The sequence below is a fragment of the Mycolicibacterium sp. XJ879 genome, from assembly GCF_053483935.1.
Map to the genome: position 1 here is coordinate 111786 of NZ_JBEFTH010000006.1, position 25106 is coordinate 136891.

The following is a 25106-nucleotide window of genomic DNA, read 5'->3' on the forward strand; positions in this document are numbered from 1 at the left end:
AATCGCCTGATAAACCGCGCCTTCGACGGTATAGCAACAGCATGAACGCTGCGGCATACGTCGGTCGGGTCGGAAGTCTTGCTGTCGCCTTGGGAGTCGGAATCGCGGTGGCCACCGGCTATGGCTCGGGAATGGCGTGGGCAGACGGGTCCGGTGGCGAGTCGCCGAGCGCACCGTCGTCGGAATCCTCGAGTCTCCGCACCGCGGAGTCGCCGCAGGCTGATGAGAGCAGCGTCGACGCCGAATCAGACTCCGAGCTTGACCCGGAAGCCGAGCCTGAGCCGGAAGCCGAAGCCGAAGCCGAAGCCGAGTTGGAAGTCGAGCCCGAGCCGGAAGCTGAACTCGAGCTCGACGCCGAGCCCGAGTCGCAGCCCGAAGCTGAGCCGGAGCCCGAACCGGAAGTCGAAGTTGAACTTGAAGCCGAGGCCGAGCAACCCGATAGTACTGACGGGTCCGCCGCCGAAGAGCCCGTCGCCGCCTCGCCCACCGCCACGATCAACGCCACCCGATTCGACGATGACGTCGACAACGACGCGGACGACGACGAAACCATCGACGCGTCGCCACCCGACACCGCCGAGGTGGCCATCACTTCGCTTGCCGCACAAACCTCCTCACCGACCGCTGCGACGGTCACCACGTGGAACGCGCCGGCGTTCCCGTCGCTGCGACCGTGGCCCACCGCGTTCGACCCGAGCACCGCCATCACCTACGTGACGGGCATCGTGTTCAGCGTCGTCAACGCGGTCCTGGCGCCGTTCGCCGCGGGCCTGCCTGCGCCGCCGAGCGGCCCGCCGACCGTGTGGACGCTGCTGGCGTGGGTGCGACGCGAGCTGTTCAACTCCACACCCAGGGTGTCGGCCGAGCTGTTGCCCTACACGCAGAGCCTCGTCGACGGCGAGGTGATCATCACCGGCAACGTAGGCATCACCGACCGCGACGGAGATCCGCTGACCTACACCGTCGTCGGTCGTCCGCTCAACGGCGGTGTGGTCGAGCTCGACGCCGACGGCAACTTCACCTACCGGCCGATGAACGCCATGGCGGCGGTCGGCGGGTGGGACTCGTTCACCGTGGTGGCCGACGACTCGGCCGCCGGACTGCACATTCACGGACCCCGGGGGCTGTTGCAGTTCGTGCCGATCGTCGGCAACCTGGTCTATCCCGGCGGAGGTCACCGGGCCACCCGCACCATCACCGTCAACGTCACCCCGGTCGACGGCGTCGACCTGTCATTCCCCGACGGATTTGGTTGGGGCGTCGCGCATTCGGGCTTTCAGGCCGAAGGCGGTCCCGGGGTGCCCATGGACACCAACTCCGACTGGTACCGCTGGACCCACGACCCGTTCAACCAGCTGCTCGGGTTGACCAGAGGGGTGCCTGAGGACGGGCCGGGCGCCTACCTCAACTACGACGCCGACGCGGCGCTGGCTCGCGACGACTTGGGCATGAACACCTTCCGGATGGGCATCGAGTGGAGCCGCATCTTCCCGGAATCGACGGCGTCGGTGGACATCTCGGATGAAGGTGGCGGTGTCAGCCTGGCCGACCTGCAGGCGCTCGATGCGCTGGCCAACCAGCAGGAGGTCGAGCACTACCGTGACGTGTTGGCCTCGCTGCGTGCGCACGGCCTGGAGCCGATGGTCACCGTCACGCACTTCACCCTGCCGGTGTGGGTGCACGACCCGGCCAAGACGCGGCTGCTGGTCCAGTTCGGGCTGCCCGCCCACTCGGCGGGCTGGTTGTCGTCGTCCACGCCCGTCGAATACGAGAAGTACGCGGCGTATCTGGCCTGGAAGTACGGCGATCAGGTCGACCACTGGGTGACGCTCAACGAGCCGTTCCCACCGATCCTGACCCAATACCTGTCACCGCCGATCCCCGGCAGCCCGATCCCGCACTGGCCGCCGGGGATCGTGCGCCCCGACCTGGCCGCCACCTTCCTGGTCAACCAGGCCAAGGGCCACGTCGCCGCCTACGACGCGATCCACACCTGGGACACCACGGCGGCGACCGACGGTCAGCCCGCCGCGTCCGTCGGCTTCAGCAACAACATGATCCCCGCGCGACCGGCCAACCCGAACAACCCGCTCGACGTGCAGGCCGCCGAAGCCTGGAACAAGTACTACAACCACTGGTTCCCCAACGCCGTGATCGACGGCTGGGTGGACGCCAACTTCGACGGCATCAAAACGCTCGACGAGATCCACCCCGACTTCATGGACAAGGTCGACTTTTTGGGCGTGCAGTACTACGGCTCGCAGCCGATGCAGGGTTTCGGGCTGGCCCCGGTGCCCGGCATCCCGTTCCTGCAGGGCCTGCCCGTGCGCTGCTCGGCCAGCTCGCCCACGTGCAGCGACTTCAACCAGCCCACCGACCCGGGCGGCTTCCGCGAGGTGCTCGAAGTCGCGGCCTCCTACGGCAAGCCGATCTGGATCACCGAGAACGGCATCGCCGACGCCGGCGACTCGAAACGACCGTCGTACCTGACCAACCACATCGCGGTCGTGCAGGACCTCGTCGCTCACGGCGTGGACATCCGCGGCTACATCTACTGGTCGTTTGTCGACAACCTCGAATGGGCGCACGGCTACGACCTGCACTTCGGCCTCTACGGATCGGACCCCACAACCCCCGAGCTCGAACGCACCCCGAAGCCGGACAGCATCGCGGCCATCAGCGCCATCACCGGCGCCAACGCGCTGCCCATCGACGTGCTGCAGAACTACGTTCCCGGCGGCGCCTGACCTCGCCTACTGCATCTGCTTGACCGCTTGGTCGATCTCCTCCTGGCTGACCTCGCGCACCGGCTGACCCAACGACCACATGTGCCCGAACGGGTCGCGCACCTCGCCGTACCGGTCGCCCCAGAACATGTCCTCGAGCGGCATGACGACGGTGGCGCCGGCGTCGACGGCCTGCTGGAACTTGGCGTCCACATCCGTGACGGTGAGGTGGATGGTGACCGGCGAACCGCCCAACGCTTCCGGCGTCACCGACTTGCCGTCGTTCATGTCGGGGAAGTCGTCGTTGAGCATCACCAGCGTCCCGTTGATGCGCAGCGCGGCGTGAAACAGCCGCTTACCGTCGGGCGCGGGCACTCGGCCCAGTTCCTCGGCATCGAACGCTTTGACGTAAAAGTCGATGGCTGCCGCGCCGTCGCTGACCGTGAGCATCGGGGATACGGCGGGCTGAACTTCAATGGCCATGGGCGTCCTCTCGTTATCTGGCGGCCCCGCACGGGGTTATCCGTACCGACCGGGCCAGTGCCCGCAATTCATCGGTACGACGCCCATGAAATCAGCGGGCACCGACAAAAATGGAGCCTCGGTCAGCCGGAGAAGACACGCACCCAGTCGACGAGCATCTCGGCCGGGTAATCACCGCCGGCGGGATCACCGCCGCCCGACCCGGCGACCGCAAGGTTGAGCACCGGGAACATCGAGTAGCCGGGATGGTTGAACGGCCAGTGCTCGATCGAGTACGCGGGCACCTCGAAGTAGGGCTCTTTGCCGGGCACGTAGTCCTGCCAGAAGTACATCCCGGCATCGGTCCAGGTCATGCGCCAGGTGTGCCAGGCGCTGTCCACCGGATAGGGCTGGGTCGCAAACGACGTGCCGTCCAGCAGCGCGTGCACCGTGGAGCCCGACGGCCAGTCCTGGTTGCCGTACCACTCGACCAAATCCACCTCACCGCCGACCTCGGGATGGTCGTTCATCACCCACCACGCCGGCCAACACCCGTTGGTCAGGCAGTTGAACTTGATGCGGGCTTCCCAGGTGGTGTTGATCGGACCCCACCAATTGCCCTGGATCTTGCCGCTGACGTACTTGCCGTCGGGGTTGCGCGTCGCGCGGATGACCAGGTTGGAGTTGCCGTCGAGGAACACGTGCTCGCGGCTGTCGCGGTACTGGCCCATGTTCTCCGGGCGGTCCCAGAACACCGGGTTCTTAATCGTCTCGCGGGCCTTGGCGACCGACCACTTCGACGGATCGGGCGCCGAGCCCGCGGGCCCGTCAAACTCATCGGCGAACAAGAACGTTTGCGCCTGGCCCGCTGGGGCGGGCTGCGCGTGGACTTTGGGCAGCGGGACCGCGGCCGCCAAGAGGCCGAACCCGGTCATCAACATCATGTTGCGTCGGTCAATGTGGCGCACTCGACCACCATAGAATCCGCGGCGGGAGTTTTTGCTGCATTTCGGCGTACCGCAAGTGTCGGCGCGTCATACCACCGAGAACGACGGCGGCAGGCCCGCGCGCCCCGTCAGCGCCGACAGCACCGTCTCGCCCGCTCCGGTCGTGACCGCCACCCTGGTCGCCAGCTCCACCGCCTCGGCCAACACGTCGGTCGGCAACGAGAAGGAAAGGCCGACGGCGCGTGCGATGTCCATGCCGTGCACAGCCAGCTCGAAGGTGCGCGTCGGCAGATAGGTGTGCAATCGGATGCCGAGTCCGCCGATCACCTCGATCAGCGGGTCGTCGACGGTTTCCAGGTCGCGCAGCGCCTGCGACCTCAACGCCTCGACCGCGCTTGCCGGATCCTCGCCGAGTGCGCGGCCCGCCTGCCGTCCCCGTTCGGCGACCGCCGCCGGGTCGATGCCCAGCGCCGACGGGGTGACGCGCACGTAGTACTCCTGCGGGGTGGTGATGTCTTCGCGTTCCGCGGCGGTCTTCAGGTAGCTGCTGACGGTGGTCAGCGACCGCGACGTGTGACCGACCAGCGAGCGGACGTCCCAGTCACCCAGGCCCGGCATGTCCCACGCCCCCGTCGGGATGTCGCGCACAAGGTCGACGAAACACCTTGCCGCAGAGGCGAAGACAGCTCTGGTCACGATTTGGCGATTTGGTCCCAGCCGTCGACCGACTGCAACGGGCGCGGTTCTGGCCCGACGTAGATCGCCGACGGGCGCACCAACTTGCCGAGGCGCTTCTGCTCGAGAATGTGGGCACACCAGCCCGCGGTACGTCCGCAGGTGAACATCGCGGGCATCATCCGCGTCGGCACCTGCGCGAAGTCCAGCATCACCGCCGCCCAGAACTCGACGTTGGTTTCGATGGCCCGGTCCGGTCGGCGATCCCGCAGTTCAGCCAGCGCGGCCTGCTCCACCGCGGCGGCGACCTCGTAGCGGGGCGCGCCCAGCCGTTTGGCCGTGGCCCGCAGCACCCGCGCGCGGGGGTCCTCGGCGCGGTACACGCGGTGGCCGAAGCCCATCAGTTTCTCGTTGCGGTCCAGGATGCCCTTGACCACCGCCGCGGCGTCACCGGTCTGCTCGGCTTCCTCGATCATGGGAATCACCCGGGCCGGCGCGCCGCCGTGCAGCGGGCCGCTCATCGCCCCGATCGCCCCGGACAGCGCCGCCGCCACGTCGGCGCCGGTCGACGCGATCACCCGAGCGGTGAACGTCGATGCGTTCATCCCGTGTTCGGCCGCCGACACCCAGTAGGCGTCGATGGCCTCGACGTGTCTGGGGTCGGGTTCGCCCTGCCAACGCGTCATGAATCGCTCTGTCACGGTGGCACATTCGTCGATCCGGCGCTGCGGCACGGCGGGCTGGTAAATGCCGCGGGCCGACTGCGCGACGTAGGACAGCGCCATCACCGACGCACGGGCCAGTTGGTCGCGCGCGGTCGTGTCGTCGATGTCCAGAATCGGGGCGTAGCCCCAGATCGGGGCCAGCATGGCCAGGCCGGCCTGCACGTCGACGCGCACGTCGCCGCTGTGGATCGGCAGCGGAAACGGCTCCGCGGGCGGCAGGCCGGCACCGAACCTGCCGTCGACCAGCAGACCCCACACGTCGCCGAACGTCACCCGCTGGCCGACCAGATCCTCGATGTCGACCCCCCGATACCGCAGCGCACCGCCGTCCTTGTCGGGTTCGGCGATCTCGGTGGTGAAGGCCACGACGCCTTCGAGTCCGGGTACGAAGTCCTCGGGGACCAGAGGGGACGGGCTAGCCATGGGCCGATTCTCGCACCCGCGCTGGTCCCGCCGTCTACCGGTTCGCGGCACCTCGGCCGGTGTGCGAAGCGTAGCGTGATCGCGTGGTACAGCAGCACGACGAGCACTTGGCGAGGATGCGGGTGGAATACGGCTCGGTGGAAAAGGACGGCAGCCCGGATCTGGACGTCGACTGGCTCGGCCCCGACCCGACGACGGGGTGGGTTGCGCTGCTGCGCAATTGGTTAGCCGACGCCGAACGCGCGGGTGTGGTGGAACCGAACGCCATGGTGGTCGGCACCGTCGACGACCGGGGCGCACCCGTCACCCGGTCCGTGCTGTGCAAGAGCATCGACGAGGCCGGCATCACGTTCTTCACCAACTACGACTCCGCCAAAGGGGCTCACCTGGCGGCCACCCCGTACGCATCGGCAACCTTCCCGTGGTACCTGCTGGGCCGCCAGGTACACATCCGCGGCCCGGTGAGCAAGGTGTCCGCCGAACAGACGGCCGACTACTGGGCCATGCGGCCGCGCGGTTCGCAGTTGGGCGCGTGGGCATCCCAGCAGTCCCAGCCGATCACGTCGCGCGCGGCGTTGCTGGATCAGATGGCGGAGGTCATCGAGAGGTTCGCGGACGAGGTCACCATCCCGGTTCCGCCGCACTGGGGCGGGTATCTGATCGCACCCGAGGTCGTCGAGTTCTGGCAGGGGCGGGAAGACCGGCTGCATAACAGGATTCGCGTGACCCTGGGTGCCGACGGGCGCGTCGAGCGGCTGCAACCGTGACATGCACTCAGATGGCCGAGGCTGCCAAACGAAGGCGAGCGCCAACTGTCGGATGTGGACAACTTTCTAAGGGTGTTCATATGTTTGCCGGTTAGCATGCCCTTTGTGGCTGGTGGAAAGGGGGGTCCGGAGCTCGGTCTGCGTGAGCGCAAGAAACAACGGACCCGCGCGATGCTGTTGGACGCCGCCGTCGAGTTGTTCCAACGGCAGGGCTTCGAGCGCACGACCGTGGACCAGATCGCCGCGCTCGCCGACGTCTCACCGCGGACCTTCAGCCGGTACTTCGCGACCAAGGACGCCATCGCGTTCGCGTTGATCGACGAGGCGATCGAAGTCGTCGCCGTCGAACTGGCCGCCCAGCCCGCAGACATCAGCCACCTCGAGGCGGTGCGCCGGGCATACGTGGGGATGTACCGAAGCGTCAAGAGCACCGGGCCGGGGGCTTTGTCCGCGCACCGCCTGGTCCTCAGCGTGCGGATCATCATGACGTCGCCCACCCTGCGTCAGGCCGCCACCGAGTACCGCTCCAATTCCCTCACCGTGGAACTGGCCAAACGCATGGGCGTCGGCACCGGCGACCGGGCGTTGCAGCTGGTGTCCTCGGTGTGGGGGGTGATCACCATGACCGCGCTTGCCGACCTCACCGACCACGGGCTGGACTGGGAGCAGGTCGGCGTCGACGACATCGTCACCCGCCTCCAAGACACCTACGCCGAGTTCACCGGGTTGATGTCTGAGGTTGTGCAACTGGTCTGAACTAATGTCGCCCCCGCCCGGGCATGACGGCTTGGATGGGACTACTTTTGGGTAGGACATACTGTCTGTCGTTCATCCCCCGCAGCGAAGAAGGGATCCCCGTGGCCGATAACCCAAGTAGTGGAGGCAAGCAAGCCGCCCTCTCCTACCCCGGCGGCGAGATTGACCTCGACATCGTTTCCGCGACCGAAGGGGCCGATGGCATCGCGCTGGGTTCGCTGCTGGCAAAAACGGGCTACACCACGTTCGACGAGGGCTTCGTCAACACCGCGTCCACCAAGAGCGCCATCACCTACATCGACGGTGAAGCCGGGATCCTGCGGTACCGCGGATACCCGATCGATCAGCTCGCGGAGAAATCGAACTTCATCGAGGTCAGCTACCTGTTGATCTACGGCGAGCTGCCCACCCCCGAGCAGCTCGACAAGTTCACCGGCCAGATCCAGCGGCACACCCTGCTGCACGAGGACCTCAAGCGGTTCTTCGACGGTTTCCCGCGCAACGCGCACCCGATGCCGGTGGTCTCCAGCGCGGTCAACGCGCTGAGCGCGTACTACCAGGATTCGCTGGACCCGTTCGACGACGAGCAGGTCCAGCTGTCGACGATCCGGCTGCTGGCCAAGCTGCCGACGATTGCGGCCTATGCGTACAAGAAGTCGGTCGGGCAGCCGTTCCTGTACCCGGACAACTCGATGAGCCTGGTCGAGAACTTCCTGCGGATGACGTTCGGGTTGCCCGCCGAGCCCTACGAGGTCGATCCGGAGCTGGTGCGGGCGCTGGACATGCTGTTCATCCTGCACGCCGACCATGAGCAGAACTGTTCGACGTCGACGGTGCGGTTGGTGGGCTCCTCGCAGGCCAACCTGTTCACCTCGATCTCCGGCGGCATCAACGCGCTGTGGGGCCCGCTGCACGGCGGCGCGAACCAGGCCGTGCTGGAGATGCTGGAGAAGATCCGTCAGGCCGACGGCGACGTGCACGACTTCGTCAAGAAGGTCAAGGACCGCGAAGACGGCGTGAAGCTGATGGGCTTCGGGCACCGGGTGTACAAGAACTACGACCCGCGGGCGCGCATCGTCAAGGAGCAGGCCGACAAGATCCTGGGCAAGATCGGCGGCGACGACGAACTGCTGCACATCGCCAAGTCGCTGGAGGAGGTCGCGCTCACCGACGACTTCTTCGTCGAGCGCAAGCTCTACCCGAACGTCGACTTCTACACCGGGGTGATCTACCGCGCGATGGGCTTCCCGACGCGGATGTTCACGGTGCTGTTCGCGCTGGGCCGGTTGCCCGGGTGGATCGCGCACTGGCGGGAGATGCACGACGAGGGCAGCGGCAAGATCGGCCGTCCACGCCAGATCTACACCGGCTACACCGAACGCGACTACGTCGGCCTCGACAAGCGCTAGCCCCCGCCTTCTGTTCGGCGAGCCCGCACTCCGGTACGCAAATCGCCGAGAGAGGCGTACCTAGCTGTGCGCTCGCCTGAGATGAGCTCTCGGCGCAAGGCCATCATCCTGGTGACCTGCTGCCTGAGCCTGCTGATCGTGTCGATGGACGCGACGATCGTCAACGTCGCCATCCCTAGCATCCGCGCCGACCTCAACGCCTCCGCGTCCCAGCTGCAGTGGGTCATCGACATCTACACGCTGGTGCTGGCGTCGCTGCTGCTGCTCGCCGGCGCCGCAGCCGACCGGTTCGGCCGCCGACGCATCTTTCAGCTGGGCCTGACCATCTTCGCGTCGGCATCGCTGCTGTGCAGCATCGCCCCGAACATGGAGACGCTGATCGCCGCACGCCTGCTGCAGGCCATCGGCGGTTCGATGTTGAACCCGGTAGCGATGTCGATCATCACGCAGGTCTTCATCGGCCGCGTCGAACGGGCCCGTGCGATCGGCATCTGGGGCGGCGTCGTCGGCATCTCGATGGCGCTGGGCCCGATCGTCGGTGGTGCGCTGATCGAGTACGTCAGCTGGCGTTCGGTGTTCTGGATCAACCTGCCGATCTGTGCGCTCGCCATCGCGTTGACGGCTTTGTTTGTGCCGGAATCGAAGTCGCCGACGCGGCGCGCGTTCGACCCGGTCGGCCAGGGGTTGGGCATGGCCTTCTTGTTCGGCATCGTGTACGTGCTCATCGAAGGGCCGGTCATGGGGTGGACCGATCCGCGCACGATTGCGATCCTGGTGCTCGCGGCATCGGCGCTCGTGCTCTTCCTCGTCCACGAGTCGCGCCACCGCGACCCGTTCATCGACCTGCGCTTCTTCCGCAGTATCCCGCTCGCGTCTGCCACTGTGATCGCGGTCTGCTCATTCGCCGCCTGGGGCGCGTTCCTGTTCATGATGTCGATCTACCTGCAAGACGAACGTGGCTTCTCCGCCATGGACACCGGGTTGACCTATCTGCCGATCGCCGTTGGCGCCCTGGCGTTTTCACCGCTGTCGGGCCGGTGGGTGGGTCGGTTCGGAAGCCGGCCGTCGCTGCTGATCTCGGGCGGGTTGATCACCGTGGCGACGCTGATGCTGGCCGGGCTCAGCGCGACGACACCGGTCTGGCAGCTGCTCATCGTCTTCACCGTGTTCGGCATCGGGTTCTCGATGGTGAACGCGCCGATCACCAACGCGGCGGTCAGCGGCATGCCGATCGACCGGGCGGGCGCGGCATCGGCGATCGCGACGACGAGCCGGCAGGTGGGGGTGAGTATCGGTGTGGCGCTGTGCGGTTCGGTGGCCGGCGCGGCGCTGGCGCCGACGGACGCGGACTTCGCCGTCGCCGCCCGACCGCTGTGGCTGATCTGCGCGGCGCTCGGTGTGGTGATCGTGGCGCTCGGCATCTACTCGACGTCGGGGCGCGCGTTGCGCTCAGCCGAGAACCTCGCTCCGCTGGTGGGGTGATTTCGGCGCGCTCATGCACCCTGAGCGTCCGTTAGCGCGCCGAAATCGCCTCCAGCACCGCCATCGCCGCGTTGTGGCCACCGATTCCCGACACGGCGCCGCCGCGACGAGAGCCCGATCCGCACAACAGAATTCGCTCGTGCGCCGTCGCCACGCCCCACCGTCGCGCTGGGGTGTCCAGCGGTTCGTCGTCCTCGGCGAACGGCCACGACAGCGCGCCGTGAAAGATGTGGCCCGCCGTCATGCCCAGCGAACGCTCCAGATCGACGGTGGTCTTGGTTTCGATGCACAACCGGCCTGCCGACTCCTCCATCAACACATCTTGAATAGGCTCGGCCAGAACCGAATTCAACGACTTCAGCGCCGCCGATGTCAACGCATCCCGCATCCGATCGGTCTCACCCGAGGTCACCAGCTGATGTGGTGTATGCAGCCCGAAAACCGTCAAAGTGTGTGCACCCGAATAACGCAACTCATCGGACAGAATCGTCGGATCGGTCAGCGAGTGACAGTAGATCTCACACGGCAACGGATCCGGCACCACGCCGTGGTCTGCCTGCGCATAGGCGCGGTCCAGCTGGCTGTATGTCTCGTTGATGTGAAATGTGCCGCCGAACGCCTGCTCGGGTGTGACGCTGTCGTCGCGCAGGCGGGGGAGTCGGCGCAACATCAGGTTGACCTTCACCTGGGAGCCGGGGGTCACCTCCGGCTCGGGATCGCCCAGCAGCCGCGCCAACACGGCCGGCGTCACGTTGGCCAGCACATGGCGACCATGCACCCGATACTCGTCGCCGCCGCGCCGGTAACGCACCTCCCCGCCCGGATCGATACCGTAAACCTCTGCGCCACAGATGATCTCGGCACCATGGCTGGCGGCGGCAGCGGCCAGCGCACCGCTGACCGCGCCCATCCCGCCGATCGGCACATCCCAATCACCGAACAGGTGGTACAGAAAGCAGACGTTCTGAATCAACGACGGGTCGTCGATGCGCGCGAACGTGCCGATCAACGCATCGGTGGCGATCACGCCGCGCACCAGGTCAGACGACACCGCGTCGCTGATCGCGTGCCCGATCGGTTCGTCGACCATCATCTGCCAGGCCGCGTCGTCGCCGACAAGGTGGCGCGCTTCGCGCCGCGTTGTCAGCGGCTGCAGCAGCGTCGGCCACAACCGTGACGTGACGGCACCGCAGCGGCGGTAGAACTCCGCGAAGCCCGCCTCGTCGGACAACGCCCCGACGGCGCCGAACGTCGACGTCGGCCCGATCAGCAGGCCCGTGCGCCCGCCGGTGGCCGGGTCGGGGGTGTAGGACGAATAGCGCCGACGCGCCATCCGCACCCGGGCGTCGAGGTCGTCGATGATGCGGCGGGGCAGCAAACTCACCAGATACGAGTAGCGCGACATGCGCGCATCGACGCCGTCGAAGGCGTGGGCGGACACCGCCGCGCCGCCGACGTGGTCGAGGCGTTCGAGCACCTGCACCCGTCGACCGGCACGCGCCAGATAAGCCGCCGCGACCAGGCCGTTGTGCCCGCCTCCGACGATGACTGCGTCGTATGTCGCCGCCGGAGCGGCTCCGCCGTCTGGCGTCACGGCTCAGCCAAGGTAGCCCTCGACCTCGTCGGGCGGGCGCACCTGGGCCTCGCGGGGATCACCGCCCGCGTCGCGCAACGCCCGTCGCTGCCGCAGCAGATCCCAGCACTGGTCGAGCGCGACCTCCACCGCACGCAGCCTGCGATGCTCCTCGGACTCGTCGATCTCGTGCTGTTGCACCTTGGCGCGCAGCTCTTGCTCTTCGGCGACCAGCTTGTTGACCTGAGCGAGAATGTCTTGGTCGGTAGCCATTCACCCAGTCTGCCCGACTACCGTGAAACCGGTGAGCGCAACTTCAGGGCAAAAGCCCGAGATCGAGTTTCCCGACGGACCTCCGCCCGCGCAGCTGTCCATCACCGACCTGGTCGTCGGCGACGGCGCCGAAGCGGTGCCCGGCGCCAGCGTCGAAGTGCACTACGTCGGCGTCGAGTACGACACGGGCGAGGAGTTCGACAGCTCGTGGAACCGCGGCGAGTCGATCGAGTTTCCGCTGCGCGGGCTGATCCAGGGTTGGCAGGATGGCATCCCCGGCATGAAGGTCGGCGGCCGGCGCCAGCTGGTGATCCCGCCCGAGCAGGCCTACGGTCCGGCCGGCGGTGGGCATCGCCTGTCCGGCAAGACTCTGATTTTTGTCATCGACCTGCTGGCCACCCGCTGAACTACTAGCGCACGCCGGGTAGCTGCAGCAGCAGCCGGGCTCCGCCGAGCGGGCTGTCCATCAACGTCGCTGTGCCACCGTGCAATTCGGCCTGCTGGGCGACCAACGCGAGGCCCAGCCCGGATCCGGAGTGCGACGCCGTCGACCCGCGGGAGAACCGGTCGAACACGACTTTGCGCTCTTCTTCGGGAATGCCGACGCCGTCGTCGTCGATGGCGATCTCCACCCCGGCGCGCGAGCTGACCGCCGACAGCTGAACCCTTGTCGCGCCGCCGTGTTTGACGGCGTTGGCGATCGCGTTGTCCACCGCAAGCCGCAGCCCGGCGGGCAGACCGATGATGATCACCGTCGGCGCGGGCACCAACGACACGTCGAGGTCGGGGAACACCCGCATCGCATCGTGGGCGGCGCGGTCGAGCAGTTCGGTGATGTCGACGGGGACGTGGTCGTCGGCGGTGGACAGCTCGCCCTGGGCCAGCCGCTCCAGCGCGGCGAGGGTGGCCTCGATGCGCGACTGCGTGCGGATGACGTCGTTGACGACCTCTTTGCGTTGCTCCTCGGGCAGATCCAGCGTGGCGAGCACCTCGAGGTTGGTGCGCATCGCCGTGAGCGGGGTGCGCAGTTCATGCGCGGACACCGACGCGAAATCGCGCGCCGACGTCAGCGCGGCCTTGGTCCGGTCCTGCTCGTTCCAGATGCGCTGCAGCATGCCCTTCATAGCGTCGGCGATCTCGACGGCCTCGGTGGCGCCGCGTACGTCGATGTCGGGATCGGCGTCCCCGGCGTCGATGGCCTGGGTCTGCTGCGCCAACCGTTTGAACGGGCGCACCGCGAACGCGGCCAGCACCCACCCGCCGAGCGTCGCCGCACCGATCGCCAGCGTGCAGATGATGATCACCCGGCGGTGCAGGTTGTTGATGTCGGCGATGGTCGCGTCGTAGGTGGCGCCGACGGCCACCGACATCGGGCCGGGGAAGTAGGGGATGTCGACCGTTCTTACCCGGTAGCGCTCCCCATCGACGTTGGTGTCGGCGTAACCGGACTCCAGCTCCGGCAGCACGACGTCGGAATTGGACGCCACCTGGTTGCCGCGGCGCACCGTGATGACGACGTCCCGGTTGTTCGGTGACTTGGGGATTTCGTCCAGACCCTGCGGAAGCAAGGGGATCACGAACCCGGCGGCCTCATCCAGGCGGCGGTCCAGCCGCTCGTTCCAGGCGTCGGTGATGCCGACCCACACCACCGTCCCGGCGATGACGACGACGATGGCGCCCGCGATCGCGCTGGTGAACGCCACCCGCTGCCGCAGCGAGGGAGTACGGCGGAAAATCCGCGACAGCAGGCTCATCTCACTGCGTCCGCAGTACAAACCCCACGCCGCGCACGGTATGCAGAAGCCGAGGTGCGCCGCCGGCCTCCAGTTTGCGGCGCAGGTAACCGATGAACACGTCGACGACGTTGGTGTCGGCGGCGAAGTCGTAGCCCCAGACCAGTTCGAGCAGCTGCGCGCGCGACAGCACCGCGGTCTTGTGCTCGGCCAGCACGGCCAGCAGGTCGAATTCACGTTTCGTCAGGTCGACGTCGACGCCGTTGACGCGGGCGCGCCGGCCCGGGATGTCGACCTCCAGCGGGCCGACCTGGATGGTTTCCGACGAGAACGTCGCGGTCGAGCCGCGCCGGCGCAGCAGCGCCTTGACCCGCGCGACCAGTTCCTGCAACACGAACGGTTTGACCAGGTAGTCGTCGGCGCCGGCCTCCAGACCGGCGACGCGGTCGTCGACCGAACTGCGCGCCGAGAGCACGCAGACCGGCACGTCGTTGTCCATCGCACGCAGCGCGGTGACCACGCTGACGCCGTCGAGCACCGGCATGTTGATATCCAGGACGATCGCGTCGGGCCGCGTTTCGGTCGCGCTGCGGAGCGCTTCGGCGCCGTCGACGGCGGTGGCCACGTCGAACCCGGACAGCCGCAGGCCGCGCTCGAGCGAGGCCAGCACGTCGGGGTCGTCGTCGACTACGAGCACCCGGGGCGATGCAGCAGCACTGTCCATATGCACAATCTTGCCTGAAACCAGGGGCCAACCGCGGGAAGCTGCGGACTTGGCCCGGCGCGATCAACAGCCGCGGCGCGGCACACCGGAACAATTGACCTCATCTTTTGTTGAGGTTCTACGGTGAATTCATGAGTATCGAAACGGTCGCCCGGCAAACGCTGTACCGGCAGACGCGTGCCCGCGGCGGCGACCTGCGCTCGCTGGCAAACCGGGCCCTGCTGAGCCGCATCTGGCGGTTCGCGGCGCGGCACCACCGCAAACTGTGGGCGTTCGTCGCGGTCAGTGTCGTCAGCGCGTTGCTCACCGTGGCGACGCCGCTGCTGGCCGGCAAGGTCATCGACGCGATCGTCGACGGTGGCGCCCCGCGCATCGTGGTGCTGCTCGCGGCCGTGATCGCCCTGGTCGCCGTGGCCGAAGCGGCGGTGACACTGATGACGCGGTGGCTGTCGTCGAACATCGGGGAGGGGCTGATCTTCGATCTGCGCACCGCGGTGTTCGACCACGTGCAGAAGATGCCGGTCGCGTTCTTCACCCGCACTCGTACCGGCGCCTTGGTCAGCCGGTTGGGCAATGACGTGATCGGTGCGCAGCGGGCGTTCTCCGACACGCTGTCCGGCGTGGTGTCCAACGTGGTGACGCTGACGTTGACGCTGGCGGTGATGCTGACCATCTCGTGGCAGGTCACCGTGCTGTCGCTGTTGCTCACCCCGTTGTTCATCGTGCCCGCCCGGCGTATCGGCGCCAAGATGGCCGACCTGTCGCGTGAAACGACCATCCACAACGCGACGATGAATACTCAGATGACAGAACGGTTTTCCGCACCCGGTGCGACGTTGGTGAAGTTGTTCGGCAGCCCGGCGACCGAATCGCACGAGTTCGCCGTGCGGGCCGGGCGGGTGCGCGACATCGGGGTGAAAACCTCGATGCTGCAGTCGGTTTTCATGAACTCGCTGACGCTGATGTCGGCGTTGGCGCTCGCGCTGGTGTACGGGCTCGGCGGCTGGCTGGCGATCGGCGGGCACCTGCAGGCGGGCGCGATCGTGGCGTTGGCGCTGCTGTTGACTCGGCTGTACGCGCCGCTGACCGCGCTGGCCAACGCGCACGTCGAGATCGCCAGCGCGCTGGTGTCCTTCGAGCGGGTCTTCGAGGTGCTCGACCTGGAACCGCTGATCCGCGAGCGCGACGACGCCGTCGACGTGGCCGACGGCCCGGTCGCCGTGGAGTTCCGTGACGTACGATTCTCCTACCCGTCGGCCGACAAGGTATCGCTGGCCTCGCTGGAGGAGGTTGCGGTGCTGGACTCGCGCGGCGGCGAAGAAGTGCTGCACGGGATTTCGTTCACCGCGCAACCGGGCGAGGTGGTGGCGCTGGTCGGCTCCTCAGGCGCGGGCAAGTCGACGATCGCATCGCTGATCGCGCGGCTCTACGACGTCGACGCCGGCGCGATCACGCTCAGCGGTGTCGATGTGCGCGATGTGACGTTCGCGTCGTTGAAGGACACCGTCGGGGTGGTCACCCAGGACGGGCACCTGTTCCACGACTCGATTCGGTCCAACCTGCGGCTCGCCGCACCCGGCGCCACCGACGAGCAGCTGTGGGAGGCGCTGCAACGCGCCCGGCTGGCCGACGTCGTCGCCGCGATGCCCGACGGGCTCGACACCGTGGTGGGCGAGCGTGGCTATCGGCTGTCGGGCGGGCAGCGGCAGCGGCTCACCATCGCGCGTCTGCTGCTGGGCACCTCGCGGGTGGTGGTGCTCGACGAGGCCACCGCATCGCTGGACTCGTCGTCGGAGGCGGCCGTGCAGCAAGCGCTCAACGAGGCGCTGGCCGGACGGACATCGATCGTGATCGCCCACCGGCTGTCCACGGTGCGCGCGGCCGACATGATCCTCGTCGTCGAGGACGGCCGCATCGTGGAGCGGGGCACCCACGAGCAACTGCTGGCCGGCGACGGGCGCTACGCCGAGCTGTACGAGACCCAGTTCGGTGACCAGGCCGCCCGCGAGAGGTCCGCCGCATGACCGCGAAACGTACGTTAGCGAGGGGCCTACTCGCACTTTGTCTCGTTAACGTGCATCTCGTGGAGGCGTTAACCGCTTGCCGACCATGGGAAGATTTACTAAGTGGTTGACCCCGTAACCCTGCGCTCTGCGCCGGCCATCGCCCCGCCACCCCAGCGCCGACGTACCAGCTCGGACCTGTGGCGGCTGCTGCCGTACCTGCTGCCCTACCGGGTGCGCTGGATCGCGATGGTCACGGTCGCCATCGTCAGCCTCGGGGCCACCATCGCGATTCCGCTGATGACCAAGGCCGTCATCGACGGGCCGGTGCGTGAACAGGACCAGCAGGGGCTGTGGCTGCTGGGCAGCGCGGCCATGGGTATCGGCATCTGCGAGGCGGTGCTGTGGTTCATCCGCCGCTGGTTGGCGGCCCGCGCCACGATGGGGGTGGAAGCCGACATCCGCAAGGACCTCTACGCCCGGCTGCAGATCCTGCCGATGAGCTTCCACGGCAACTGGCAGTCCGGACAGCTGCTGTCGCGAATCATGAACGACCTCGGCACAATTCGCCGCTTCATGTCGTTCGGCATGCTGTTCCTGCTGCTCAACATGCTGCAGATCACCGTCATCACCGCGATCCTGCTGGCGATGTACTGGCCGCTGGGCGTGGTCGTGATGGTGTCGATCGTGCCGATCGCGGGCACCGTGCTGCACTTCCAACGCGAATACACCCGGTTGTCGCGGCTGGCCCAGGACCAGTCCGGCCACGTCGCAACCCATGTCGAGGAGTCCGCGCTCGGGCTGCGGGTGGTCAAGTCGTTCGGTCGCGAGGACTACGTCTACGACCGATTCGACGAGGAGCTCACCGACCTCTACGACACCCAGGTCAACCGGGTGGCGGTATCGGCGAAGTTCTGGACGCTGCTCGAGATCATCCCGAACCTGACGCTGATCATCGTGCTCGGCGTCGGTGCGTACGCCGCGGGCAACGGCCACGTCACGATGGGCACGCTGGTCGCGTTCATCACGATGATGCTGTCGCTGGTGTGGCCAATCGCATCGCTGGGCTTTCTGTTGTCGATGACGCAGGAGGCGTTCACCGCGGCCAACCGGATCGCGGAAATTTTCGACGCGCCAAACGAGATCGTCGACGGTCCGCACGACGAGCCGCCCCGTGACGGGCGCCTGGAGCTGATCGACGTGGGCTTCCGGTTTCCGGCCTCTGATGAGTGGGCGCTTCGCCACGTCAACGCCGTCGTCGAACCGGGGGAGACGATGGCGCTGGTCGGCGCCACCGGCTCGGGCAAGTCGGTGCTGACCGCGCTGCTATCGCGGCTCTACGACGTCACCGAGGGCCAGATCCGCATCGATGGCCGAGACATCCGCGAGTTCTCGCTGTCCGCGCTGCGCCGGACGGTGGCCACCGCATTCGAGGACCCGACGCTGTTCTCGATGTCGGTCGCGGAGAACCTACGCCTCGGCCGACCGCAGGCCAGCGACGAGGAACTCAAAGAGGCCGTCGAGGTCGCCGCCGCGCAGTTCGTCTACGAGCTGCCGTTCGGCCTGGACACCCGCATCGGCGAGCAGGGGATGAGCCTGTCCGGCGGGCAGCGCCAACGGCTTTCGCTGGCCCGGGCGATCCTCGCCAAGCCCAAGATGCTCGTGCTCGACGACACGCTCTCAGCGCTCGACGTGCACACCGAGGCCGTCGTCGAAGAGGCGCTGCGCCGCGTGCTGCATGACGTGACCGCCGTCGTCGTCGCACACCGCGCGTCGACGGTGATGCTCGCCGACAAGGTCGCGCTGCTCCAGATGGGCACCATCACCCACATCGGCACCCACGCCCAACTGCTCGCCACCGTGCCGGAGTACCGCTACCTGCTGGCCGCCGATGACGAACTCGACGACGGCGCCGAACGCGCGTGCGCGTGGGAGGACGACAAGGAACGTCGCCGGCTGAACCTGGCCTACGAGGAGCAGGAGGCGCTGGACCGCGACCGCGTCGCACAACGCTTTGTCACCACTGAGTCCGAGGGCCGATGACCACCGTCACAACGCGAACCGAACCCGAATGGCGCGGCAAGTTCGACGAGGAACAACCCGACGACCTGCCCATCGACGAGAGCGTGCCGCGCCGGCGGGAGGCGCGGCTGCTGCTGTGGCGCCTGCTGCGGCCCTACCGCTTGACGGTGGCGCTGCTCGCGCTGGTGGTTGTGGTGGAAAACGCTGCGCGCCTTTCGGTTCCGCTTCTGGTGCAACGCGGCATCGATCTCGGCATCCCGCCGATCGTCGAGGGCGGTACGGCCCACGCCCTGTTGATGATCGTCGCGACGCTCGGCGCGGTGGTGCTGATCCAGGCCATCAGCCGGATGTTCTTTTTGCGACGCTCCGGGCGCATCGGGCAGAAGGTGCTGCTGGAACTGCGGCGCCGGGTTTTTCGCCATTTCCAGCGTCTCGACATCGCCTTCCACGACCGCTACACCTCAGGGCGGGTGGTCAGCCGCTCCACCAATGACGTCGAGGCCATCCAGGACATGCTGGAAACCGGGTTCGACAGCCTGGTCACCGCCGTGCTCACGCTCTTCGGCACCGCGGTCCTGCTGATCATGCTGGACTGGCGGCTGGGCCTGATGTGTCTGGGCGCCTTCCCCGTGCTGGTCGGGTTGGTGTGGTGGTTCCGCGAGGAGTCGTCGCGGACGTATCGCAAGGTGCGCGAGAGCGCCGCGCTGGTCATCGTGCAGTTCGTCGAGACCATGACTGGGATAAAGGCGGTGCAGGCCTACCGCCGCGAGCCGCGTAACCAGCAGATCTTCGAAGACCTCGCCGATCGCTACAAGGACGACAACGAGAAAACCTTCCGGCTGCTGGCGATCTTCATGCCCGGCGTCAAACTCGTCGGCAACGTCACCACCGGCGTGGTGCTGCTCTACGGCGGTTACCGGGTGCTCAACGACCAGATGACGATCGGCACGCTGACCGCGTTCCTGCTGTATCTGCGGATGTTCTTCGAACCCATGCAGGAGATCAGCCAGTTCTTCAACACGTTCCAGTCCGCCGCCTCCGCACTGGAGAAACTGGCCGGTGTGCTCGCCCATCGGCCCGGCATCAAGGACCCCGAGCACCCCGTCGCCGTGGACCGCGTTCGCGGCGAAATCGCCTTCCGCGACGTGCGATTCGAATATGTGCCCGGCCGCCCGGTGCTGCCGAGCCTGACCCTGGAGGTGCCGGCCGGGCAGACCGTGGCGCTGGTCGGCACCACCGGAGCGGGCAAGACGACGATCGCCAAGCTGATCGCCCGCTTCTACGACCCGACGTCGGGGTCGATCACCCTCGATGGTGTTGACCTGCGCGACTTCTCGCAGTCGCAGCTGCGCCGCCACGTGGTGATGGTCACCCAGGAGAACTTCATGTTCGACGGCACCATCGCCGACAACATCCGGTTCGGTAGGCCCGACGCCAGCGACGAGGAAGTGGCGGCCGCTGCCGCGGCGGTGGGCGTCGACAACTTCATCGATTCGCTGCCCGACGGCTACGACACCGACGTCGCCAAACGCGGCGGCAGGCTGTCGGCGGGTCAGCGGCAACTGGTCGCGTTTGCGCGGGCGTTTCTGGCCGACCCCGCGGTGCTGATCCTCGACGAGGCGACGTCGTCGCTGGACATCCCCAGCGAGCGGTTGGTGCAGCGGGCGCTGGAAACCGTGCTGGCCGACCGCACCGCGCTGGTCATCGCGCACCGGCTCTCCACCGTGCAGATCGCCGACCGGGTGCTGGTGCTCGAACACGGCCGCATCGTCGAGGACGGTGCGCCGGCGGACCTGATCACCCGCGACGACGGCCACTACGCCGCGCTGCACCGCGCGTGGGTGCAGTCGTTGGCCTAGCCCGGCGCGTTCAACCAGAGAAACCGTTGAAGAACGTGCTGACGTCGTCGACGAACAACTCCGGCTGCTCGAACGCGGCGAAATGCCCGCCGCGCGGCATCGTCGTCCAGTGCGTGATGTTGTATCCGGCCTCGCACCAACTGCGCGGCGCCTTGAGGATCTCCTTGGGGAAAGCCGCCACGCCGGTGGGCAATTCGACGCGGTCGAACCCGCCGAACGCGTGAAAGCTCTCCCAGTACAGCCGCCCCGACGATGCCCCGGACGCGGTGAGCCAGTACAGCATCACGTTGTCGAGCAGCTCATCGCGGCTCAACACGTTCTCCGGATGGCCGTCGCAGTCCATCCACGACCAGAACTTCTCGACGATCCACGCCAGCTGCCCCACCGGCGAATCGACAAGCCCGTAGCCCAGGGTCTGCGGCCGCGTCGACTGCTGTTTGGAGTAGCCCGAATCCCACTTCTGGTAGTAGTCGGCCCGCTCAAGGGCCTGCTTCTCCTCCTCTGTCGGATTCTTTAGATTGCCCGGGGGAAAGCCCAGCGGCATGTTCGTGTGGATGGCCACGCATCGGCTGATGTCGCCGCCGGAGCGGCTCCGGCGACCCCCGTTGCGGCCGATCTGGGTGGTGACCGCCGAACCCCAGTCGCCGCCCTGGGCGCCGTAGCGCTGATAGCCCAGCCGGTCCATGAGCGTGTCCCACGCCGTCGCGATCTTCTCGATGCCCCAACCGGTTTGGTTCGGCTTACCGGAAAAGCCGTAACCGGGCAGCGACGGGCACACCACGTCGAAGCCGCGCTCGTTGAGCGGTTCAATCACCTTGGAGAACTCGACCACTGACCCGGGCCAGCCGTGGGTGATCAGCAACGGAAACGCGTCGTCGCGGCCGCAGCGCTGGTGGATGAAGTGGATGTCGAGCCCGTCGATCTCGGTGGTGAAGTGGTCGAATCGGTTGAGCGCTGCTTCGCGGGCGCGCCAGTCGTAGGTGTTGGCCCAGTAGTCGGCCAACTCACGCGTGTAGGCCAATGGGATGCCTTGGCTCCAGTCGTCGACGCATTCGGCCTCCGGCCACCGGGTGCGGGTCAGCCGCTCGCGCAGGTCGTCGAGGTCGGGGTCGGCAACGGCGATGTGGAAGGGGGTGATCGCAGCCATGCTGCATATTCCCACGGCTGCTGAGCCCGGGTGCGAGGGACCGGCGCTCGACCCCAGCGCCCTTAGGATCAGATGAGTCCCAGCATGTTCGCGAAATAGAGAAGCGCGAACGCGGTGTAGAACAGTCCGGCGAATCCGAGCAGACCCATCGACACGCGGTTGGGGCGCAGCGGATCGGGAATGGCGCGGTTGACGGCCAGCGTGGCCAGCACGATGAATGGGGTGTGGAGCGCGGCCACGATGCCCGACGCCGACATGATCTGGACGGGATCCTGCACGACAACGACGACGATGGCCGGGAAGGTACACGTGAACGTCACCACGAACATGATCTTCAGCGCTCGACGTGTCCCCATCGATTTTGGGCGCCAGCGGGTGAGGCGCTCGGGCCATCCGCCGCCCGATTTATCGTTGGTGCTTCCGCGGGCATGAACTGATCCCCGGGACAGCAGCACGGTGATATCGGCGAAAGAGCGTGACCACCCGTCCTGGTTGGCCAGCACGCTGCCGCCGAGCGTCACCACGATGGCTGCGAACATCACCCAATGACCGAGGGTGCCCCACACCTGTGCCAGTAGCTGCATCAGCTCGCTGGCAACATCGGTGCCCGAGGGCACGATGCCGGCTGGCGCCAGCAGTTCGGCTCCGAGCACCAGAAACCCGGTGATGATGACTGTGCCAGTCAGCACGCCGACCGCTGCGGTATGCGACAGGGTTCTGAACCACGACTGCAACCGCTCGGTGCGCTGTTCCGGCGGCACGTTCGGATCGGGCTCGTCGTCGCCATCTGACGAAGGCTCGACCGTTCCTCCTCCGTACCCGCCCCGCGCGGTCCAGTATGAGAACCACACGATTCCCATCGACCCAGCCAGGATGGTGCCGACCCACGGGAGGATGAACGGCAGGCTGAGGTCCGCCGGAACGCCGGGCACTACGCCCGCCGCCGCGTCCCCGTCTGGCGTGAAGACCCATGCCGCAGCGACCACCATGATGGCCACCAGAAACAGCGCCAGGACCATGGCCACCCGAGAGACGGCCCGGTAACCACCACTGGTGACCACCGCCGCGGTGATCGCCAGCGGGATCAGCGACCACAACACCAGCCCGCCGGGCAACTCCTCGGCGAAAGCGCTGCCCACCAGGCCGCTGAGGCCGGCGATGCCCGCGACCGCAGCGACAAGCTGCGGCAACAGGACCACCCACAGGGCCCAGTTGCGGGGTCCAGGCAGGGTGGAGAAGCCGTCCAACAGCGTGCGCCCGGTGACCACGGCGAACCGGCCCGCCTCTCGGATCATCACCCACATCAGAAACGCCGTTCCCCATAGCAACCACAGCAGTTCGTACCGGTACTCGGAGCCGACCCGTGGGGTAAACAGCACCGATCCGGATCCGACCGCCGACATGGCCCACAGCAGGCCGGGGACCCACCACCGAATGCGGCTCAGGCCTGTGGGTGGCTCGGGGACCCGCTGCCGAAGAACGACGGGTTTGGACGAGCGTTCAACGGCCATACGCGTTCACCATAGAGACCACCGCCGGCTGGCCGAGTTCAGCGGTACCTCGACGCACAAACCGGGTATAGCTGGAACCATGACGATCTCGACTGACGATGTGCGCCGGCTGCTGCAGGCCGAGGAGAAGGACGCCACGCTGGTTCTGGTGGAGGGCCGCACCGAGGTCATCGGTGCGGGACAGCTGGCGTCTGAGCAATATCGGGGCGCGCTAGAGGTGATCTCGCACGAGGATCTGCTGGGCCGGCTCGGCGCGGATCCGTCCGAACGCGAGTTGACCGAGCAGGCGACCATCCTCGACTCGGCGGTGTCCGAGCTGGGCGGCTAGGCTTCGATCCGGTGTCGCGCCCGCTACAGCCCGATGCGGCGATACCGCGCCAACCGCGCCGACAGCCGTTGACCGTCGGGGACCGACCGCAGCGCGTGCAGTTCGTTGGCGATGGTGGCCGACAGCCGCTGGGTGAACTCCACCGGCTCGTCGGCCGCATCCGGGTGCTCGGGCACGATCGCGTCGACGATCCCGTGCCGCAGCAGGTCGGTCGAGCGAATACCTTGTGCCGCAGCCAGTTCCGGTGCATGGTCGAGGTCGCGGAACACGATCGCGCTTGCTCCTTCCGGCGGCAGCGGCGCCAGCCAGCCGTGCAACGCGGCCAGCACCCGGTCGGCGGGCACCATCGCCAGCGCCGGTCCGCCGCTGCCCTGACCCAGCAGCACCGACACCGTGGGCGTCTCCAGCGTGACGAGTTCGGCCAGACACCTTGCGATTTCGCCCGCCAGCCCGCCCTGTTCGGCTTCGACGGTGAGCGCGGGCCCGGCGGTGTCGATGACCAGCACCAGGGGTAGCTTCAGGCCCGCGGCCAACGCCATGCCGCGGCGCGCTTCACGCAGCGCGGCCGGTCCGACCATGCCGCCCACCACCCGCTGCTGGCCGAGCACGACGGCGGGTTGACCGCCGAACCTGGCCAGCGCCAGCAGCGTCGTCGCCGCCTCACCCTGTCCGGTTCCCGACAGCAGCACGCGGTCGGTCGTTCCGTGCCGCAGGAGAAAGCCGACGCCGGGGCGGTCGGGCCGCCGTGAGGCTTCGACCGACTCCCATGCGGGCACGTCGGGCAGCGGTTGGGGTTCGGGCGCCGGCGGCGGCGCCCCGGGGGTATCGGCGACGACGCGCAGGGTGCGGTCCAGCGTCGAGCGCACCGCCTCCAGCGGGACGACGCCGTCGATGACGCCGTGGCGCTGCAGGTTCTCCGCGGTCTGGATGCCCGGTGGGAACGGTTCACCGTAGAGGTGCTCGTAGACGCGCGGGCCGAGGAACCCGACGAGCGCGTCAGGTTCGGCGGCGGTGACGTGGCCCAGCGAGCCCCACGATGCGAACACGCCGCCGGTCGTCGGGTTGCGAAGGTACACCAGGTACGGCAGGTGCGCTTTCTTGTGCAGCTCGACGGCGGCCGCGATCTTGACCATCTGCAGAAACGCGACCGTGCCTTCCTGCATGCGGGTGCCACCCGAACTCGGCGAGGCCAGCAACGGCAACCGTTCGGCCGTGGCCCGTTGCACCGCCATGGTGATCCGTTCGGCCGCGGCCACCCCGATCGAGCCGGCCAGGAAATCGAACTCGCACAACACCAACGCGACCCGCCGTCCGTGCACCCTGCCTTCACCGGTCACCACCGACTCGTCCAGGCCGGTCTTGGCGGCCGCTGCGGCCAGCTCGCGACGGTACGAGTCGGTGGTCGCGATGGGCAGCGGCGGGGCGTCCCAGCTGCGGAACGAGCCGTCATCGAGAACGGCGTCACGCAGCTCGAGGGCACCGATACGGCTCACCCGATGAGGCTAACGCGGGCCGCCCCCGGGCTAGCCGTCCTCCGATTGTAGGAGGGCGCCTCATCACG

At 67.5% G+C, this 25106-nt stretch carries 21 protein-coding genes; 10 read left to right on the forward strand and 11 right to left on the reverse strand.

Annotated elements, in window-relative coordinates; all coding sequences use genetic code 11:
• The first annotated feature begins 41 nt into the window (after positions 1 to 41).
• Complete coding sequence (locus tag ABQF13_RS15755) at positions 42 to 2747, forward strand: family 1 glycosylhydrolase (RefSeq protein ID WP_448393699.1); 2706 nt, start codon at positions 42 to 44, stop codon at positions 2745 to 2747.
• Between the two features lie 6 nt (positions 2748 to 2753).
• On the opposite strand, the gene ABQF13_RS15760 is transcribed toward ABQF13_RS15755, so the two are convergent.
• The 4 genes from ABQF13_RS15760 to ABQF13_RS15775 all read right to left on the reverse strand — a co-directional run bounded on the left by ABQF13_RS15760 (position 2754) and on the right by ABQF13_RS15775 (position 5958).
• The gene (locus ABQF13_RS15760) at positions 2754 to 3209 is read right to left on the reverse strand and encodes a VOC family protein (RefSeq protein ID WP_448393700.1); all 456 of its coding nucleotides are present in this window, start codon (positions 3207 to 3209) and stop codon (positions 2754 to 2756) included.
• Between the two features lie 122 nt (positions 3210 to 3331).
• Positions 3332 to 4147: a glycoside hydrolase family 16 protein gene (locus ABQF13_RS15765; RefSeq protein ID WP_448393833.1), complete on the reverse strand. Its 816-nt coding sequence runs from the start codon at positions 4145 to 4147 to the stop codon at positions 3332 to 3334.
• Positions 4148 to 4222: 75 nt separating this feature from the next.
• Positions 4223 to 4831: a maleylpyruvate isomerase N-terminal domain-containing protein gene (locus ABQF13_RS15770; protein WP_448393701.1), complete on the reverse strand. Its 609-nt coding sequence runs from the start codon at positions 4829 to 4831 to the stop codon at positions 4223 to 4225.
• Entirely contained in the window at positions 4828 to 5958 is a 1131-nt protein-coding gene (locus ABQF13_RS15775; RefSeq protein ID WP_448393702.1) for a citrate synthase 2, read from the reverse strand. Before ABQF13_RS15775 ends, ABQF13_RS15770 begins: the two co-directional genes overlap by 4 nt.
• 116 nt (positions 5959 to 6074) lie before the next feature.
• On the opposite strand from ABQF13_RS15775, the gene pdxH reads away from it, so the two are divergent.
• The 4 genes from pdxH to ABQF13_RS15795 all read left to right on the forward strand — a co-directional run bounded on the left by pdxH (position 6075) and on the right by ABQF13_RS15795 (position 10372).
• Positions 6075 to 6725 carry a pyridoxamine 5'-phosphate oxidase gene (gene pdxH, locus ABQF13_RS15780; protein WP_448393834.1) on the forward strand — a complete coding sequence of 217 codons (651 nt, stop codon included), beginning with the start codon at positions 6075 to 6077 and terminating at the stop codon, positions 6723 to 6725.
• A 96-nt stretch (positions 6726 to 6821) separates the two neighbouring features.
• Entirely contained in the window at positions 6822 to 7481 is a 660-nt protein-coding gene (locus ABQF13_RS15785; RefSeq protein WP_448393703.1) for a TetR family transcriptional regulator, read from the forward strand.
• 101 nt (positions 7482 to 7582) lie between these two features.
• Positions 7583 to 8890 (forward strand): citrate synthase, encoded by a 1308-nt coding sequence (locus tag ABQF13_RS15790; RefSeq protein WP_448393704.1) that lies wholly within the window; start codon positions 7583 to 7585, stop codon positions 8888 to 8890.
• Positions 8891 to 8971: 81 nt separating this feature from the next.
• Positions 8972 to 10372, forward strand: a complete 1401-nt coding sequence (locus tag ABQF13_RS15795) for a DHA2 family efflux MFS transporter permease subunit (RefSeq protein WP_448393705.1) — start codon at positions 8972 to 8974, stop codon at positions 10370 to 10372.
• Positions 10373 to 10403: 31 nt separating this feature from the next.
• Here ABQF13_RS15795 and ABQF13_RS15800 read toward each other — a convergent pair whose 3' ends face one another.
• Positions 10404 to 11966, reverse strand: a complete 1563-nt coding sequence (locus tag ABQF13_RS15800; RefSeq protein WP_448393706.1) for a phytoene desaturase family protein — start codon at positions 11964 to 11966, stop codon at positions 10404 to 10406.
• A gap of 3 nt (positions 11967 to 11969) precedes the next feature.
• Positions 11970 to 12218 (reverse strand): DUF2630 family protein, encoded by a 249-nt coding sequence (locus ABQF13_RS15805; protein WP_448393707.1) that lies wholly within the window; start codon positions 12216 to 12218, stop codon positions 11970 to 11972.
• Between ABQF13_RS15805 and ABQF13_RS15810 the strand changes: the two genes are divergently transcribed.
• On the forward strand, positions 12199 to 12624 hold the full coding sequence (locus ABQF13_RS15810; RefSeq protein WP_448393708.1) for an FKBP-type peptidyl-prolyl cis-trans isomerase: 426 nt from the start codon (positions 12199 to 12201) through the stop codon (positions 12622 to 12624). The genes ABQF13_RS15805 and ABQF13_RS15810 overlap by 20 nt on opposite strands.
• Positions 12625 to 12628: 4 nt before the next feature.
• Here ABQF13_RS15810 and ABQF13_RS15815 read toward each other — a convergent pair whose 3' ends face one another.
• Together ABQF13_RS15815 and prrA are read right to left on the reverse strand one after the other, a co-directional pair.
• On the reverse strand, positions 12629 to 13972 hold the full coding sequence (locus ABQF13_RS15815; RefSeq protein WP_448393709.1) for a HAMP domain-containing sensor histidine kinase: 1344 nt from the start codon (positions 13970 to 13972) through the stop codon (positions 12629 to 12631).
• Between the two features lies 1 nt (position 13973).
• Positions 13974 to 14675 carry a two-component system response regulator PrrA gene (gene prrA, locus ABQF13_RS15820; RefSeq protein WP_448393710.1) on the reverse strand — a complete coding sequence of 234 codons (702 nt, stop codon included), beginning with the start codon at positions 14673 to 14675 and terminating at the stop codon, positions 13974 to 13976.
• 131 nt (positions 14676 to 14806) lie between these two features.
• Here prrA and ABQF13_RS15825 point away from each other — a divergent pair, with 131 nt between their 5' ends.
• The 3 genes from ABQF13_RS15825 to ABQF13_RS15835 all read left to right on the forward strand — a co-directional run bounded on the left by ABQF13_RS15825 (position 14807) and on the right by ABQF13_RS15835 (position 20559).
• On the forward strand, positions 14807 to 16699 hold the full coding sequence (locus ABQF13_RS15825) for an ABC transporter ATP-binding protein (RefSeq protein ID WP_448393711.1): 1893 nt from the start codon (positions 14807 to 14809) through the stop codon (positions 16697 to 16699).
• 102 nt (positions 16700 to 16801) lie between these two features.
• Positions 16802 to 18721: an ABC transporter ATP-binding protein gene (locus ABQF13_RS15830; protein ID WP_448393712.1), complete on the forward strand. Its 1920-nt coding sequence runs from the start codon at positions 16802 to 16804 to the stop codon at positions 18719 to 18721.
• Positions 18718 to 20559, forward strand: a complete 1842-nt coding sequence (locus tag ABQF13_RS15835) for an ABC transporter ATP-binding protein (RefSeq protein WP_448393713.1) — start codon at positions 18718 to 18720, stop codon at positions 20557 to 20559. The genes ABQF13_RS15830 and ABQF13_RS15835 overlap by 4 nt, the downstream gene beginning before the upstream one ends.
• A 10-nt stretch (positions 20560 to 20569) precedes the next feature.
• Here the strand turns inward: ABQF13_RS15835 and ABQF13_RS15840 are convergent, their stop codons facing one another.
• On the reverse strand, positions 20570 to 21706 hold the full coding sequence (locus tag ABQF13_RS15840; protein ID WP_448393714.1) for an epoxide hydrolase family protein: 1137 nt from the start codon (positions 21704 to 21706) through the stop codon (positions 20570 to 20572).
• A gap of 68 nt (positions 21707 to 21774) precedes the next feature.
• Positions 21775 to 23217: an Nramp family divalent metal transporter gene (locus ABQF13_RS15845; RefSeq protein WP_448393715.1), complete on the reverse strand. Its 1443-nt coding sequence runs from the start codon at positions 23215 to 23217 to the stop codon at positions 21775 to 21777.
• A gap of 79 nt (positions 23218 to 23296) precedes the next feature.
• Between ABQF13_RS15845 and ABQF13_RS15850 the strand changes: the two genes are divergently transcribed.
• Entirely contained in the window at positions 23297 to 23545 is a 249-nt protein-coding gene (locus ABQF13_RS15850; RefSeq protein ID WP_448393716.1) for a hypothetical protein, read from the forward strand.
• 23 nt (positions 23546 to 23568) lie between these two features.
• On the opposite strand, the gene ABQF13_RS15855 is transcribed toward ABQF13_RS15850, so the two are convergent.
• Positions 23569 to 25038 (reverse strand): carboxyl transferase domain-containing protein, encoded by a 1470-nt coding sequence (locus ABQF13_RS15855; protein ID WP_448393717.1) that lies wholly within the window; start codon positions 25036 to 25038, stop codon positions 23569 to 23571.
• Between the last annotated feature and the right edge of the window lie 68 nt (positions 25039 to 25106).